We start from the raw sequence: 14,886 nt of genomic DNA on the forward strand, positions 1-14,886 counted from the left end.
ACCTTCTTGAATTGTAGTTACCTAATTAAATAGAAGAGTCGTATCAAGCTCGTTTATGAGTAATGATACGACTCTTTTGTTTTTACCATTGTGGAATTATACTACCCAATTTCACTAAAAGAGTGAATTTCGCTATATTAGGGTTGTTTAATTTGTAAATTCCAGATAAGGTACAGCATGGATAGTAAGTTTGTTCTTGTAGCAATAATCTTTTAGTGCTTGAACCGTATATTCAATTTCGGAATCATCACCACGAAGCGGAACGAATGTAAGCGTCTCATCTCCTTTACATTCCAGCATGATGCGGTTGTCCTCTCCGTCAATTGTGATTTTCATTGGTATCAAGACTCCATTGTTTTTCACCATCCCAACAATATTGTAAAGATCCCTTGTTCTTTCCTTCAAACATAAGTCATTGTAAAAATAGAAAGTCTTCCCGGTTTGCAGGGTGATTCCTCTCGTTGTCTTAACTACATAGCCAACGGTCAATCCGCCATTTTCTTTAACGAATAAAGTGCGATAATGGTCTATGTGGTCTGTACCAAAGGATGGGTTGTCAGGATCTAGTCTGCCGTGCGCATTGAATATCACTTTTTCTTCCGACATGTTATACAAATCAGAGTTAATAAAAAGTTTATTGTCACTCACTATAACTTCTGTCTTTGAAGTTTCTTCTGTTTGTTCGGTTTCGATTGATGCTTTTTGTTTCCCACCGCATGCGGTAACTGACAAAACGGCAAATGATGCTATAGCGATAATAGTAAATGTCTTAATATTCATTGTTTCTTGGTTTTAATATTAGAAATACCTAAATGTAACTAACTTTCCTGTGATAAATGGAAACAATCTCAAGTCTTCAAAGCCTATTATGCCCGATATAAAATCTTCTCCGTCTTCATGCATTAGAAATGTCTTATTATATATCGAACAACTACTCACATAGACGTCTTTCAGCATTGATGCCTTGATATAGAAATTAAAGGGACATTGTCCCGGTTGTATTTCATAGTCCTTTGGTTTCGCAGTAACATACGCTTCTTTGATGACATTGTTTTCTATCCCTTCTCTGTTTTCTGCCTGAAACGCAATCCCTTCATCATTTAGAGACTCGCACAGAGGGGTTATCTCTGCCATGATACGCTTTCTGTGCGCTAAGCGCATTTCATTCAGCTCTTTCATTAGGAATCCGTCTTTTTTCAATCCTTCGATAAGGGCTTTGCATTGTTCTTCATTATCGCCATAGCCTGATTCTATGAGTAGTTTTTTCATTGCGTTTTCATCATTGCCCTTGTTATACATCACCCCGAATGCCAGTTTTTGAAGCGTATTGTTTATCATGTCGTACTGTTTGACTTTTTCTTCGAATACGGCATCTTCTTCATAATAATATTTCGACCATTCTTGAAGCTCTGTAAAGGGTGTAAGCCCTTGGAACTTTCTGTTAGACTTGCAAGCGGCTTCATATTCTTCTTCTGTTTGCCACGGCAGCCCATACCTTTCGCGTACGGCATCTTCAGGCGATTGTAACACTTTACTTCCATTACTACAACTGCTTACTAAAACTATTACAAATAAGCCGATAATCGAATAGCAAAACTTTTTCATATTTACTCTTTTTTATTGGGTTATTAATTGTCTATTTTTACATGAATCGGCATGTCATGATCCATATCTTCATGTTCATAATCGCTATGTCCCCCATTGTCGCCAAAAAAAGTTATCCATATCCATAGAATAAAACCGATAACAGCACCTATAATCATGGTAGAAATGCCAAAGATTTCTTTTATGCCAAATATCCAAAATATCAACCAAAAGAAAAATGAGCCAACTCCACAAAATATGAGTATAGGAAGAACATATTCCTCGAATAAAACCCATAAATATATAGCCGCATGAAATAGAAGCCAAATTCCTAAGATAACGGCAATTCCAATAAAAATAATTTCCATAATAAAAGAGAATTGGGTCTTGCAGCTTCCTTGAGTACCCTTTAGTTTAAACCACGAAGCGTGGAACTGCAAATGCCCACGTCCTAAGTTAGAGGTCCTGAGAAAACCTTGTAGTACAGATATGGTGATAGCAGCCCACGCTATAGCGTGAGAACCACTATGCTATCCTTGTACTACGTTCGAAGTTTCTCAGGTTTCTAACTTACAAGATAAGCATAACGCTTCTTCAAAATTCTAATATGTCTGGACAGAGTTACCTCCATCCGCTTGCAAAGATAGTCAATTTTATTGAAATCCAATCAAATACTATCAGATTACATTCTGAATCCTTTGGATTTTTGTTCTTTCTGCACTGAGTTACGCAGATGCTGCTGTAACTTCTCCCATTGTTCCTTGAACCATTCGCTGATTGGCTGTTGGTTTATAGTCAGCATCAATTTATTCTTATTGATCGGGCTTCGTTCAATTTTGAAAATTACATTTTTTGTTTCAAATCTCTGTCTATATTCTTCGGAATAGATTTTTCCACTACATCTGAGAGCTTCCCTTTTGTATAAAAGAGAATCAACCATCCCCTTGGTAAAACCAGTGACATAGCATAATTTTTCCATTCTCAGCATTTCTTTGAGCAATGGGAACCAGCATAATGCTTTTTCGAGAATGGTATTCAATCGTGATATTTCCTTGTCTTTAGCTTCAAGCTCTTGATTATGTATTCCCTGTATATTACGAATCTGTTTGCCGTGCTGTTCCTGCATTTGCTGCATCTTGGCTTTTAATTCATCAATGCTCTTGTCACGTTTGGCAATTTCATGACGTAAATTCTCGTTAGATTGTTCCAAATCTTTTAATTTACCGCTTCCGAAAAGAGAACCTACACTGCTGGTTATGGCTGTGGCTACATCGGTAGCTGCACTTTTGAGTTTGTCCGTACGTATCTCTGCTTTTACCTGTTTGAGTTCCTGCTCGGCGAGGCTTACCTGTTGCTCCTTGTGTCGCTTGGTTTCCTCTATACGTTGCAGTTCGGCTTTCTGTTTCTCAATGATAAAATCGTTCCGTTCCAAATGCTCTTTACCTGTAACAGCTTTTGCCTGCCCACGTTCCATCAGGAGAATATCGGAAGCAAGGGTCTGCATAGTTGCCATATCCTCGTCATTGAGCTTTCGGCTCTTCCCGGTTTCGTGGTTCATCCAGTCGAAAACGATATGGGCATGATAGTTCGGCTTGAACCATCTGTTACCGACTTGGAAGCACTCTTTGTCTTCCGCTTCCGGCTGACCGTTCAGCCAATGCCCTTCGTCTTTGTGCAGGAAAATCTGTAGCGGAGTGATGCCCCAGCGTCTTTGACACTCTTCACCGAATTTGCGTACATCAGCCAGTGTGGTGTCCGGTCTGATAAGCAATACTCCTTCACGGATGGGTGAACATCCCGCCACCTTGATAATCTTTCCATTCTTTCCCTTGCGTTCCCTTTCCTTTTCCTGCATGGCACGTCCGGTCTTTTCCTTGACCATCCGCTTGATATTGTCATAGTGCGTCCGCAGTTCGGGAGTGCCGAAGTCGGGATTTATCCACTGTTCGTTATCGGTGGAAAGTTCGGGAACGACATAGATTCTGGACTCCCCGATATTACGCATATACTCGGCAGTCCTTCGGTTGTGCGCCTCGCTCGATGCGATGTTGCAAGGCTTGATATGTATGCTTGATTTTGTTGCCATAGCTTCTTTTTTTTGTTTGCAATTGATTATTCTGCTCGCTTTCGTAGAGGGGTTCTTAGGGGTAACCCATAAGCGGAGATTGCAAAGAGAGGGTCACTCTTTGCTCGGGGTTCTCAGGGGTGAAACGCCCTGAGTGGGTCATTAGGGCAAAGCCCTAATCCCCTCGGGAGAGCCCACAACTACGAAAGCGGAGCGTGTAGTTATAGTGGGCTATAACCGGAAGCCGTTCTTCTTCTCCGGTGATTGGCTGCGCACCCCTTTGGCGGACTGGAGCTGCCTTTTTCTTTCAATCTGTTTCTGTAAGTATTCGTTCAAGTCCTTGCATCCGCTGTAAATCTGCGAAGCGTCCCGGATGTACCGGTCTCTGCCGTATTCCATGCGGATTTGCCGGAGTGCTTCCATTCCTGCATGGTCGTTGTCGAAAAAGCAGTGGATGCGTTCGTAATTGCCCAACGGATAGAGAGCCTTGTTTATATTCGATACGGAGTTCAATACAATGTAGTCCTGCCCGTCCAATTCCGGATAATTCGGGCAGCTTTCCTGTCTCAATGTCAGAAAGGAAAGGTAGTCCATGAAACCCTCGAACACATAGCAGGCAGTCCTTGCTTTTCCCGCCTGTCTGATGTGGGAGATTTCCTTGGGGGCGATGCAGCCCTTGAAATAGGGGTTACGAACCTCAAACCCACCCGAACCGTTAGGGAATGCGATGGCAAAGTAACGCTTGCCGTTGTGGGTGTAACGGGCTTCACTACATTCTCTTTTTGCCAGTTCCAGATTTATTCCTCTACCTTGTAAATAGGAAAGCAGGGCAGGAGACGATAGCGGTACTATCTCCAGCTGCTGGAAGCTCGGACCGAAAGAGTCTTGCTTGCCAAAAGAGAAAGATACCGGGTGTACATGCGGTGTTTGTTCCGCAATCCGCTCCAGCAGGTAAGGTACATGGTCGGTAGCATACAGGTGTGCAGCCAGTTCAATGATACCGCCCCCTTTCCCTAAACCGAAGTCGTACCACTGGTTGCGTTCGGTGTTCACTTTGAAGGAAGCCTCTGTTTCTTCCCTCAAGGGAGATTTGTACCAGAGGTTGATACCCTGCTGTTTGACGGGTGAATAACCCAGGCTGTGCAGGTAGTCAGCCAGATTGATTTGTTTTGCAGTCTCGATGTTCATAAGGAAATCGTTTTTAGTGAGTACTTTGATTATTTCTTTTTTTGCCCGCAACTCTTAAAACTATGCGGTCTGTACAATCACTTCACTAAACTCCTAATATATAGCCCCCCGGAATAAAGTGAAGCGATTAGTCTGTTTCTGAAATCACTTCACTAAATTGTCGTATATATAGGATACGGGAATAAAGTGAAGTGATTTTCGATGTAGCCGGTTAATAGTGGTAATCGGGCTTGAAGGAATACTTCCTGCCGTTTTCCTGTACTATCATCCGTTTGTTGCGCAGCATGGTGATAAGTGCCACTGCATTCTGGTGATTCAGCCTAACCCCCTCTGCCAGATAAGTCTTGATTAAGGTGTCTTCCAGCTCCTTGTAGCCGTATTCCTCTTTCAGTGCAAAAGCGGCTTCCAGTGCGGCACGGTGCTGCGGTTCTGAAATATCCTTGTAAGGGTCAAACTTTTCCACCGAGGGTCTTCCCGGCTTCCTTACTTCCGGCTTGTAACCTTCCGCAAGTTCGGGCAGGGCTCGGTCGTTGATGCGGAATGCAAAAGGCTCGAAATCCATCGCCCGGATGTGCATGGCGGAAACATGGCTGATGTCGCTGTTCCCCTTGTCCTTTTCCACCAGCAGGACTGTTTCTGCCTTGTTGTTCAGTTCCGTACCGATGTGCCCTCTTGCGTTCTCATCCCCCTTGTTCTGATGCAGTATCGTATGGATATGAATCTGCCTGTCGTCCGTCCACTGCATCAGCTTGGATATGATGCGGGTGGATTCACCGGGGCTGTTGATGTCGTACACCATATCCCGGATGCCGTCTATGATGACCAGCCCAATATCCGGTGAGTGGTAGATAGCCTGTTCTACAATGCTGATGCGCTGTTCCGGGGTGTATTTTCTCAAAGCGAGAAACTCCAGATAACCGCTGTCCCTGTCGTCGGGCAATCCTGCCATCCGCAGAATCCGCTTCATCACTTTCAGGCAGTGGTAGGGGCTTTGCTCCGTATCTATATAAAGCACTTTCCGCTTTTCCTCGGGCAGTTCAGCCGCATATCGTAACACGGTACTGTTCTTCAATGCAGCGGCTACGATAGCCGATACATTGAAGGTTTTCTTGCTCTTGGCTTTGCCGATGGATGCGCTGAAATTGCCCAGCGTCCCGATGACAGAGCCGTGTACTTTCAGAATTTCGGGGGCTTTTTCGTAGCATCTTGACAGACTTAGCCGGGATTCCTGCCAGAGGATAACGGCTTGTTCGGGTGATATTTCTTTTATATAGTCCATAATCACCTCCTTTATCTGCGTCCTCCGGTTTTCTTTCCAGCCAGTTCCAGTGCCAGTTCCGCATCCACGATAATCTTGCGTCCAATCTGGGTAATGGCTTTGTCTATCTTTCCGCTTTTCTTGATGCGGTTGGCTGTGGGCAGGCTGCATCCGAAAAGCTTGGCTATGCCGAGTATGCCGTACACGTACTTTCTTTCCGTGTCGGTGGTTGGCTGCGGTTGCGCCTCTGCCTGTACCGAAGCGTGTCTGCTTAAAAAAAGGAACTCTTCGCCTGTCATCTGCCAGACGGGTTTCACTAACAGTTCTTTGAGATTGTTCATCGTCCGTATGATTACTTGTTTGACAATAGCCCTGCGCACAGGCTGTTTTTTTCTGTTCTCGAACGATGCAAAATTAGGTAGGGTTTTGAGTGGTAAGTATGTGGATGATATAAACGGATTGTTTTGTTATATCGCTGAATATCAAGAAATAAAAATACCACTCAAAAATTATTTTGAGTGGTATAAGTGGTCATGTCGTAAAATATATTGGAATATCACGGGTTATCGGAATATTCCGTCCATTTCCTTGGCGAACTTTTGGTTGGGAATACTGGGTAAATCGGAGACGGGTTCCCTGTACTTGGACTTGTAATAGTCTTCATCAATATCCAGGTGTTTCAGGATGGCTTCCTTCCATTTGTCCTTATCCTGCTCTGGCAACTGCTCCTTCATCAGGGAAATCAGATAGCATACCCGTATCTTTTCCCTTGGCTTTATTTTCAGTACGCACTGGCAGGGATGCAGATTCATGCAGGCATAGAAATCCGGTGCGGTAATGTCTTCAAACTGTTCCCCTACACAAATTTCATGAATGAGGGAAATCAGTTTCATGCTGAAATATTCAGGCAATCCGGCAGTCGTAGCTGTAGCCGATGCGGTTGCCGTTTCTGTTTCTGGCTGGCTGTCTGTACGGCTCTGCCTGTCTGCTTCGTTCGGTTGGTTTTCTTCGTCCGGTACATATTTGGTCAGGATGCCCATGAAGTGTAAGCTAAGCAGGTAGATGTCGTCGCAACGGTTTTTCATGTATTGCCGGGCTTCTTTCCAGAGAAGGGTTTGCTGCTCATAAAGATGGTCCAGCTGGGCTTTCTCCCTTTCATATTCAGCCTTGCAACGCTCATATTCTCTTTCCGCCAGCTTTTCTTCTTCGGGTGTATGCTCTCGGTAGCCAATGGTATCATAGCGGTTGTTGGCTTCGTTCATCGGTTTGCGTAGCCTGTTTACCACTTCCATCTCTTCCTTGATGGCTTCCTTGTAGCTGTCTGCGTATTGGTTGCATACACGCATAATCACTTCATCATGGGGAAGGCTGTAAGCTTCATAAAGCCGTGTGTATTCTCTGACTTCCTTTTTCAGACTTTTCAGCAGCAGGGTACATGGTTCTGGCGGTGTATGCAGCACCAGTTCAAGGATAGCTTGTTCAAAAGCCTTTATATCGCTCCATTCCGAGTAGAAATCAACGATGAATTTCTGCTTTTCAAAAGAGAAAGTATGGCTTACAATCCAGTCTTTGCTGATTCTGTTCAGCTCTCCGTATTGGGGTATGAGGGTTGTTATCGTATTCATGTTTATAGGAGATTAAATTTGTTCATTGCCTGAATTTTGATGTCGTCTGCTATGTCAATGTAAGGTTTCATGGCTTTGTAGTCGCTATGCCCTGTCCATTTCATGACCACTTGCACCGGAATGCCCAGAGCCAAAGCATTACAAATAAATGTGCGTCTGCCAGTATGGGTGCTCAACAAGGCATATTTAGGTGTGACTTCGTCTATTCGTTCATTTCCCTTGTAGTAGGTTTCCCGTACAGGTTCGTCTATTTCTGCCAGTTCTCCTAACTCTTTCAAATACTCGTTCATCTTCTGATTACTTACCACTGGCAATGCTTTATTGTTTTGGAAAGGAATATCTTTATATTTTTCAAGAATAGCTTTGCTGTGGTCATTCAGCTCAATAATAAGGCTGTCAGCCGTTTTGATGGTGGTAATTTCTATGTGTTCCTCTTTCACGTCGCTGCGTTTCAAGTTATACACATCAGAATGCCGAAGACCTGTGAAGCAACAAAATAATAAAACATCCCTTACTCTTTCAAGGTATTGTTTGGCAGCAGGTATCTGGCAGGCTCTGATTTTGTCCAATTCATTCCGGGTAAGGAATATTACTTTTTTCGGTGCACTTTTCATTTTGGGCATGAATTTGTCATAAGCGGTGTTTTGATGATACCCTTTTCGGTTAGTCCAACGTAAAAACCATTTCAAGAACTTGATTTGCTTGGCTATGGAAGTGTTGCGCATATCTTTATCACTGCGTAAGTAATCTATATACTCATTGAAGTGTCTTTCCGTCCAGCTCTCAAATGTCGTGTTCGGATCAAAAGTTGCGATGTGCTTTTTTACTGTTGCAAACTTCTTTAGAGTAGAGGATGACCAGTCATTTTGTTTGCTGCATTCGGCAACAAACTCATCAAAGATTTTCATGAAGTCTAATTTCACTTCCTCTTTCTCATGATGGCTCTCTTCCTTTTCTCCTTTCATTTTTAGATTGAAAGCCTCTTTGATTTGTGCAGGGGTGGGCATTATGTCTTGTACTTCGAACTCCTTGAACACATTCTGTATCTCGGTGTATTGACGCAGTAGTTCGGTGTTGATTTCTGATGCGCTTTGTTTCAGCTTATTGGTACAGCCGTTTCTTACCCGTTGCTTGTCTGCATCCCATTTCTCCATATCAATCCGATAGCCTGTTGTAAACTCAATCCGTTGGCTTGCAAAAACGACACGCATACGGATGGGTACATTTTGAGTGATAGGAATGCCATCTTTTTTACGGTTTTCCAGTGCGAAGATGATATTTCTCTTGATGTTCATAAACTGGGTGTATTTGAAAAGTTACACCCAAAAGTACACCCAATAATTGAGATATGCAATGATATTAAGAGATATTTAGATAGATGATAGCTAAATATAACTATTTAATAATCTGATGTTTGATAGATTATGATATTTTATAAAAAGGTTCGAGAGACTCCCTCCAGCTCCACCAATAAAAATGGGAAGTCCTTGAACTGTTAAAGTTCAGGGACTTTTGTTTTACCAGATATTCTCTCTTACTTTCCAACTTTTTAGTCCCTCTTAATTGAAGTATCCAGTTTGTATTCTCTTTTGAATTCAGTTCTGTTAAACAAAAGTAATCGGACAGTATAAAGTTTTCTTTTTAGACTATCTTTTTTTATTTTTGGGAAGATATAATAAGCAGATAAGGTTATGAAAACGAATACATTGGTCGGAATCCTGTTGTGTTTTCTCATGGGGTGTGTAAATAAGACACAAAAAACAACCGTTGCAGATAAAGCGGACTCTGCTACGAACATAACTATCTTGGATGAAAAAGCTTATGAAGCTGCTGTTGATCAATCAGCAGGATGGGAGATCATTAAAAATTTAAGTAAAATATATGGAGAGGATCCGAATGTCATAGGAGATTTCATTGGTGCTCCACGTTGTCCTGCTTTTCTGGAAGGTCTTTTTTTTGAAGGTTCTACACTGTATTTTCAAGTGCGTGGAGATACGCTGCAAGCTCGGCATATATTAGAGAAAGCTGCAGGTAATAGAGCTTTCCGTTTGGAAGAAATAACCGAAGGCAATTACTCACAACAACAACTCAATAATATTTTAGATGAATTGAACCGTCGATATGATGCGCTGACTGATAAGAATCTGAAAAGTAACATGATAAGCTGGGGCATGGGTTTGCGATATATTGAAGTCCGTTTCATTCTTAATACTCCTGAAGCCCGTCAAGCCTTTCGTAAGAAACTTATGGATTCTCCCGCCATCCGTTTCGAAGGACCGGAACGGCCAAGACCGAATGGACGTATCGGTGTTACGGATACATTCGGCATCTCTCTGCGTCCGGAATATTCTGTTTATTCCAATAGCGCATCCACAGCCTCTTTTGTATTATTGAATCAAGGTGATAAAGAAGTTATGTGTGGTGAACATTATTCCGTTACCTTTGAGGATGAAGACGGAACCTGGCGTGAATTGCCTATCAATGATGCGGCTGTAGATATAGGATATATAATTTGCCCTGGTGGACATAGACAGTTTACAGCCCGTCTATATCCGCATATCCATCCTAATAAGCCGGGACGCTATCGCTTTTTCTATGATGTGAGCTTGACTGCCACACATACTAACTTTACGATGATGACCGAATTTCGTTTGACAGATAACCAACAGGAGTTGGAGCAGGCTATTAAAATGAAGATACCCGAAGAACCGGCGGGTTATGGAGTTCGATATATTCCTGTTCAGGAAGATCCATTAGAAGATAACTATATTTATCAGGTGGTGGAAGAAATGCCTGAATTTCCCGGAGGGCTACTGGCTGCGGTAGAGTACCTCCGTACAAATATTCGTTATCCGAAAACTGCTTTGCAGGACAGCGTTCAGGGAAGAGTTATCGTCCAGGTTGTTATCTTGGAAGATGGAAGCCCTGTTCAGGCACAACTGATACGTAGCGTTGACCCTAGGTTGGATAGGGAAGCACTTCGCGTAGTCCAGTCCATGCCGAAATGGATTCCCGGTAAACAACAAGGCAGAGTTGTGAAAGTGAGATACACACTACCTGTAGTGTTTAAACTGCCACAGTAGGTAATAGCTGTCGATTGTAAAGCTGTAATCTCTGTTTACGTAAAGGTTTACGTACCTTTTTGCTTTCTTTCCTTTTCCTTTTACATGCAATTCTTCTACTTTTGGCCATGTAAATCTATTTAAAACCAATTCTAATATTATATTTATGGAAAGAAGCCTCTTTAAATTTGCTCTACTGGGAGTCATGCTCCTGATCAGTCATTCCTCTTTTTCACAAATAACGGAACGGGAACGTCCTGCGGAATGGAAACAATTAGTGAAAGGCGCCCGCTTTATGGATCGCTTCCTGCCGATGAAGGGAAATGTACTTTCCTCCGATACATGGGGTGCTGACTGTGTGCTTCCACGTTATGTAGATAATGGCATTGAAGACGGTATCTGGTCCTATTGGGGCGGAAATATCCGAAAAGGCGAAGACGGTAAATATCATCTATTTGTCTGTGGCTGGCTGGAATGTTCACCTAAAGGACACATGGAATGGCCTAACTCATACGTATTTCATACCGTAAGCGATAATCTGACAGGGCCTTTCAAGCCTGTTCGTATCATAGGTAAAGGGCATAATCCTGAAATGTTCCGTGCTAAAGATCGTCGGTATGTTGTCTATGTGATTGATGGACGTTATGTATCCGATGATCTGAATGGAAAATGGGAATATGGAAAGTTTGATTTCAATGCACGCGACCGCCGTATTATCGAAGGCCTGTCTAATCTTTCATTTGCCCAGCGTGAAGACAGCTCTTATGTGATGGTCTGTCGTGGTGGTGGTATCTGGGTTAGCAGAGATGGATTATCGGAATACAATCAACTGACCGACAGACGGGTTTATCCGGATGTGGACGGTCGGTTTGAAGATCCGGTAATCTGGCGCGATCATATTCAGTATCACCTGATTGTTAATGATTGGCTGGGACGTATTGCTTTCTATCTTCGTTCAAAGGATGGAGTGAACTGGGTGGTCGATCCGGGTGAAGCTTATATGCCGGGAGTTGCTGTACATGCAGACGGACAAGCGGAAGACTGGTTCAAATATGAACGCCTTAAAGTGTATCAGGATAAATACGGACGTGCCATTCAGGCTAATTTTGCGGTAATCGATACGCTTAAAAACGAAGATAAACCTTTTGATCACCATAGCTCAAAGAATATTAGTATTCCCTTGAATCCGGGATTGTTGCTTACCATATTGGACGAGAAACCTATCACCTCGGGCACAAAAACAATTCGTGTGAAGATACAAGCGGAAGAAGGCTTCAATCCCCAGACAGATATAGATGTGAATTCCTTGCGTTTCGGTGCTTCTGAAGAAGTGAATTATGGCAGAGGCTGTCAGGTATTGACCACAGAAAATGCGGGCAAGGATTTGATTGTAACTTTCAATGGCAAAGGAAATGGTATCACTAAAGATGAATTCGCCCCGAAGTTGATTGGAAAATACAAAGACGGAAGAATGCTTTACGGGTATGCGCGTTTGCCATACATTGATTATATAGAACCGATCCTTTCAGCTCGTGCCCCAGTCTTTACCAAATCCGGAAAGGGACTGGAATGTACAGTGGAAGTACAGAATTTCGGTCAGGTAGAATCGAAGAAAGCATTGGTGGAAGTAGGGTACAAAAAGGAAGGGAAAACAATAAAAGTAGCTTCCGGTATGGTTCCGGCATTGAAGCCTTATGAAAAAACAGATCTATTGCTTTCTGTTAAGGATAGGTTTGAGGAAGGAAAAGAATATGATTTGATAGTGACACTCTATTCAGGCAAAAAAGTATTGTCAACATTTAATCTGAAAAAGAAAGTGTTGGAGTAATCAGAGAAAGCTATCGGTTTCGATGATTTGATAAGAGGATAAATATTCCGCTTACAAGGTATTAACTTCCTGTCGACAAGGTCTCAACTTCTTGTCAACAGGAAGTTAACTTTTTGTAAACAAGGAGTTGAGACCTTGTAATATGTTGATAAATAGATTCTTCCAGTTTTGCTCAATCCTGATATAAAAGATTCTGTTCGTAAGCGGATGATTGAAATTATACCGTCAATATCTTTCGGAAACTTTCATTAAATTCCTATCTTTGCGAAAACCCGTATTACCTGAATGAGGTGAAACGATACTCGATGTTACTTCATTATGTAATTGATTTCTATAAAGAGTCAACAATAACAGGCGGGTAGTCGTTATTAGGTTATAGTTAAATTTCATTTTATGAAACATTTCGTTCTTTTTGCCTGCGTGGCTGTTGGTTTGATTTTTGCTGGATGTCGTAACCGGCAGGAACCACCTGTGCCGGTAGTTGTGCAGGAGGCTGAACCTAAGGATACGGTTGTGCTGGAATTTCCTCATCCTAAAGAGAAACAGTTGACCGCTGCCGATATTTCTCTTACCAAAGAATTGCTCTATGACCAGCATACCCTCGAAGATACCTATCCATATAAGGATACGGTACGCTCTTTCAAATGGGATGTCATTCGGAACTGTCTGGCTTATATTGAGAATATGCAGCGCGATACTACTGCAAGGTGGGTGGTGTTGCAGAATTATAAGAATCTGAATAAAGAAGCTCCCCTGGTACGTAAGTTCGTGCGGAATGTGTACCGCCGTGTATCTGATACATTGGGCGTGGAGCGCTATCAATCGGTGCCGCTGTATCTGCCCGCTGATACGTTGGTGCCCGAACGTTATGGTAGAGACGGTACTATCGCTTATCTGAAAGGCGAGGAAGGAAGTTTTTACCGGATATTACCCGCCACTTTTGAAGAAGAATGGCTGGCACCACGCAGTTATCTGAAACAATTGCCGGATAGCACCGTCTTTAATCATGTGATTTTTGTCGACCGCCTGGATCAGAATATTACTACCTTGGAACATGTCTCGGAAGGTGAGTGGAAGATACGCAGCATGAATCCTGCCACTACCGGAATGCATGCTCCACCTTATGCTCAGGAAACCCCACTGGGAATGTATCTGCTTCAACAGAAGAAAACGCGTATGGTGTTCCTGAAAGACGGTTCGGCGGAGACAGGAGGCTATGCCCCCTATGCCAGTCGTTTTACGAACGGAGCTTATATTCACGGAGTACCGGTGAATGCACCGCGTACAAGTATGATTGAGTATAGCTGGTCGTTAGGGACTACTCCACGTTCGCATATGTGTGTACGCAATGCCACTTCACATTCCAAGTTCGTTTTCGATTGGGCACCTACCGAACGCTCTTTGGTTGTGGTGATTGAATAGTGAATCCTCATTTTTAACTATCTGTGTGATAGGTGTCTGGAGAAAAAAATGTAATTTAGCCGCCGTTATTTCTCTGGCTAAAGTTTTATGTTGCGATTTATTGTATTCATTTTATTCTTATTTCTTCCTTGTACCTTGTTTCTGGGCGGCAAGTCGTCAGATAGCACTCCTGATTCTGCTGAAAGGGCTGCTGCATCTGATGTTGAGGCTTATGCGAGCTTATACCGTTCCATGCAGTTGGAAGGAGTCGTTAACTGGAAAGCTTTCCGGCAGGCTGTAGCAGGTTATTATAAAATAGACAATCGCAAACGGGAGGTGTTGACATTGATAGACTTTTCCCGTCCTTCTACCGCAAAACGTCTTTTTGTATTTGACATGAGGGAGCGTAAAGTACTTTTTTCATCGGTTGTTTCCCACGGAAAGAATAGCGGTGATAACTATGCCACTTCCTTCTCCAACGAATATGGTTCCTACAAAAGTTCACTGGGGTTCTATCTTACAGAATCTACTTACCAGGGAAAGAATGGGTATTCGCTTATTTTGAATGGTTTGGAAAAAGGAATCAACGATCGGGCTCGTGAGCGTGCCATTGTGATGCATGGGGCGGCTTATGCCGATCCTTCGGTAGTCAGCCGAGGAGGACGTTTGGGAAGAAGCTTTGGTTGTCCGGCTGTTCCGCAAAAACTTTCCCGTCCTATCATTGATGCCATCAAAGGAGGAAGTGTGATGTATATCTATGCTGAAACTCCCGAATACCTGGCACACAGTTCAGTCTTGAAAGGTGCGGACGGACTGTAGTTTAATTCTTTTCATGGCGAAGCATATTTTTGATGTTTGTCAATTCCTTTAATCTT

13 protein-coding genes are annotated in these 14,886 nt (G+C 42.9%); 4 read left to right on the plus strand and 9 right to left on the minus strand.

From position 1 onward, the window contains the following. Window positions 1–147 precede the first annotated feature (147 nt). The 9 genes from DWW10_RS03485 to DWW10_RS03530 form a co-directional block, all read right to left on the minus strand. Window positions 148–780 (minus strand): hypothetical protein, encoded by a 633-nt coding sequence (locus tag DWW10_RS03485; protein WP_005654499.1) that lies wholly within the window; start codon window positions 778–780, stop codon window positions 148–150. Between the two features lie 18 nt (window positions 781–798). Then, window positions 799–1,605 carry a hypothetical protein gene (locus DWW10_RS03490; protein WP_005654501.1) on the minus strand — a complete coding sequence of 269 codons (807 nt, stop codon included), beginning with the start codon at window positions 1,603–1,605 and terminating at the stop codon, window positions 799–801. 23 nt (window positions 1,606–1,628) lie between these two features. Continuing rightward, on the minus strand, window positions 1,629–1,952 hold the full coding sequence (locus DWW10_RS03495) for a hypothetical protein (RefSeq protein WP_005654503.1): 324 nt from the start codon (window positions 1,950–1,952) through the stop codon (window positions 1,629–1,631). A gap of 314 nt (window positions 1,953–2,266) precedes the next feature. Then, a complete protein-coding gene (locus tag DWW10_RS03505; RefSeq protein ID WP_005654510.1) occupies window positions 2,267–3,670 on the minus strand; it encodes a hypothetical protein in 1,404 nt (467 codons plus the stop codon). Window positions 3,671–3,880: 210 nt separating this feature from the next. After that, on the minus strand, window positions 3,881–4,837 hold the full coding sequence (locus DWW10_RS03510) for a toprim domain-containing protein (RefSeq protein ID WP_117808953.1): 957 nt from the start codon (window positions 4,835–4,837) through the stop codon (window positions 3,881–3,883). Window positions 4,838–5,048: 211 nt separating this feature from the next. Next, a complete protein-coding gene (locus DWW10_RS03515; protein ID WP_005654519.1) occupies window positions 5,049–6,116 on the minus strand; it encodes an AAA family ATPase in 1,068 nt (355 codons plus the stop codon). Window positions 6,117–6,127: 11 nt separating this feature from the next. Beyond that, window positions 6,128–6,436: a DUF3853 family protein gene (locus DWW10_RS03520; protein ID WP_005654521.1), complete on the minus strand. Its 309-nt coding sequence runs from the start codon at window positions 6,434–6,436 to the stop codon at window positions 6,128–6,130. A 222-nt stretch (window positions 6,437–6,658) separates the two neighbouring features. Further along, the gene (locus DWW10_RS03525; RefSeq protein ID WP_005654523.1) at window positions 6,659–7,720 is read right to left on the minus strand and encodes a hypothetical protein; all 1,062 of its coding nucleotides are present in this window, start codon (window positions 7,718–7,720) and stop codon (window positions 6,659–6,661) included. A gap of 2 nt (window positions 7,721–7,722) precedes the next feature. Beyond that, complete coding sequence (locus DWW10_RS03530; RefSeq protein ID WP_007478456.1) at window positions 7,723–9,015, minus strand: site-specific integrase; 1,293 nt, start codon at window positions 9,013–9,015, stop codon at window positions 7,723–7,725. 396 nt (window positions 9,016–9,411) lie between these two features. On the opposite strand from DWW10_RS03530, the gene DWW10_RS03535 reads away from it, so the two are divergent. From DWW10_RS03535 to DWW10_RS03550, 4 genes are all read left to right on the plus strand, one after another. After that, window positions 9,412–10,803 carry an energy transducer TonB gene (locus DWW10_RS03535; RefSeq protein ID WP_022392056.1) on the plus strand — a complete coding sequence of 464 codons (1,392 nt, stop codon included), beginning with the start codon at window positions 9,412–9,414 and terminating at the stop codon, window positions 10,801–10,803. Between the two features lie 145 nt (window positions 10,804–10,948). Beyond that, entirely contained in the window at window positions 10,949–12,610 is a 1,662-nt protein-coding gene (locus DWW10_RS03540; protein ID WP_022392057.1) for a glycoside hydrolase family protein, read from the plus strand. A 393-nt stretch (window positions 12,611–13,003) separates the two neighbouring features. Then, window positions 13,004–14,032, plus strand: coding sequence for a L,D-transpeptidase (locus DWW10_RS03545; RefSeq protein WP_022392058.1), 1,029 nt, complete (start codon window positions 13,004–13,006; stop codon window positions 14,030–14,032). Between the two features lie 87 nt (window positions 14,033–14,119). Then, window positions 14,120–14,830 carry a murein L,D-transpeptidase catalytic domain family protein gene (locus tag DWW10_RS03550; protein WP_007215649.1) on the plus strand — a complete coding sequence of 237 codons (711 nt, stop codon included), beginning with the start codon at window positions 14,120–14,122 and terminating at the stop codon, window positions 14,828–14,830. Window positions 14,831–14,886 lie beyond the last annotated feature (56 nt).

Source organism: Bacteroides intestinalis, from assembly GCF_003464595.1.
Lineage (GTDB): Bacteria > Bacteroidota > Bacteroidia > Bacteroidales > Bacteroidaceae > Bacteroides > Bacteroides intestinalis_A.

Excerpts from the sequence above, each read along its gene's own strand:
- DWW10_RS03550 (WP_007215649.1), top strand. The coding sequence starts at position 14,120 with ATGTTGCGATTTATTGTATTCATTTTATTCTTATTTCTTCCTTGTACC.
- DWW10_RS03535 (WP_022392056.1), top strand. The coding sequence starts at position 9,412 with ATGAAAACGAATACATTGGTCGGAATCCTGTTGTGTTTTCTCATGGGG.
- DWW10_RS03485 (WP_005654499.1), bottom strand. The coding sequence starts at position 780 with ATGAATATTAAGACATTTACTATTATCGCTATAGCATCATTTGCCGTT.
- DWW10_RS03510 (WP_117808953.1), bottom strand. The coding sequence starts at position 4,837 with ATGAACATCGAGACTGCAAAACAAATCAATCTGGCTGACTACCTGCAC.
- DWW10_RS03530 (WP_007478456.1), bottom strand. The coding sequence starts at position 9,015 with ATGAACATCAAGAGAAATATCATCTTCGCACTGGAAAACCGTAAAAAA.
- DWW10_RS03505 (WP_005654510.1), bottom strand. The coding sequence starts at position 3,670 with ATGGCAACAAAATCAAGCATACATATCAAGCCTTGCAACATCGCATCG.
- DWW10_RS03490 (WP_005654501.1), bottom strand. The coding sequence starts at position 1,605 with ATGAAAAAGTTTTGCTATTCGATTATCGGCTTATTTGTAATAGTTTTA.
- DWW10_RS03540 (WP_022392057.1), top strand. The coding sequence starts at position 10,949 with ATGGAAAGAAGCCTCTTTAAATTTGCTCTACTGGGAGTCATGCTCCTG.
- DWW10_RS03525 (WP_005654523.1), bottom strand. The coding sequence starts at position 7,720 with ATGAATACGATAACAACCCTCATACCCCAATACGGAGAGCTGAACAGA.
- DWW10_RS03515 (WP_005654519.1), bottom strand. The coding sequence starts at position 6,116 with ATGGACTATATAAAAGAAATATCACCCGAACAAGCCGTTATCCTCTGG.
- DWW10_RS03545 (WP_022392058.1), top strand. The coding sequence starts at position 13,004 with ATGAAACATTTCGTTCTTTTTGCCTGCGTGGCTGTTGGTTTGATTTTT.
- DWW10_RS03495 (WP_005654503.1), bottom strand. The coding sequence starts at position 1,952 with ATGGAAATTATTTTTATTGGAATTGCCGTTATCTTAGGAATTTGGCTT.
- DWW10_RS03520 (WP_005654521.1), bottom strand. The coding sequence starts at position 6,436 with ATGAACAATCTCAAAGAACTGTTAGTGAAACCCGTCTGGCAGATGACA.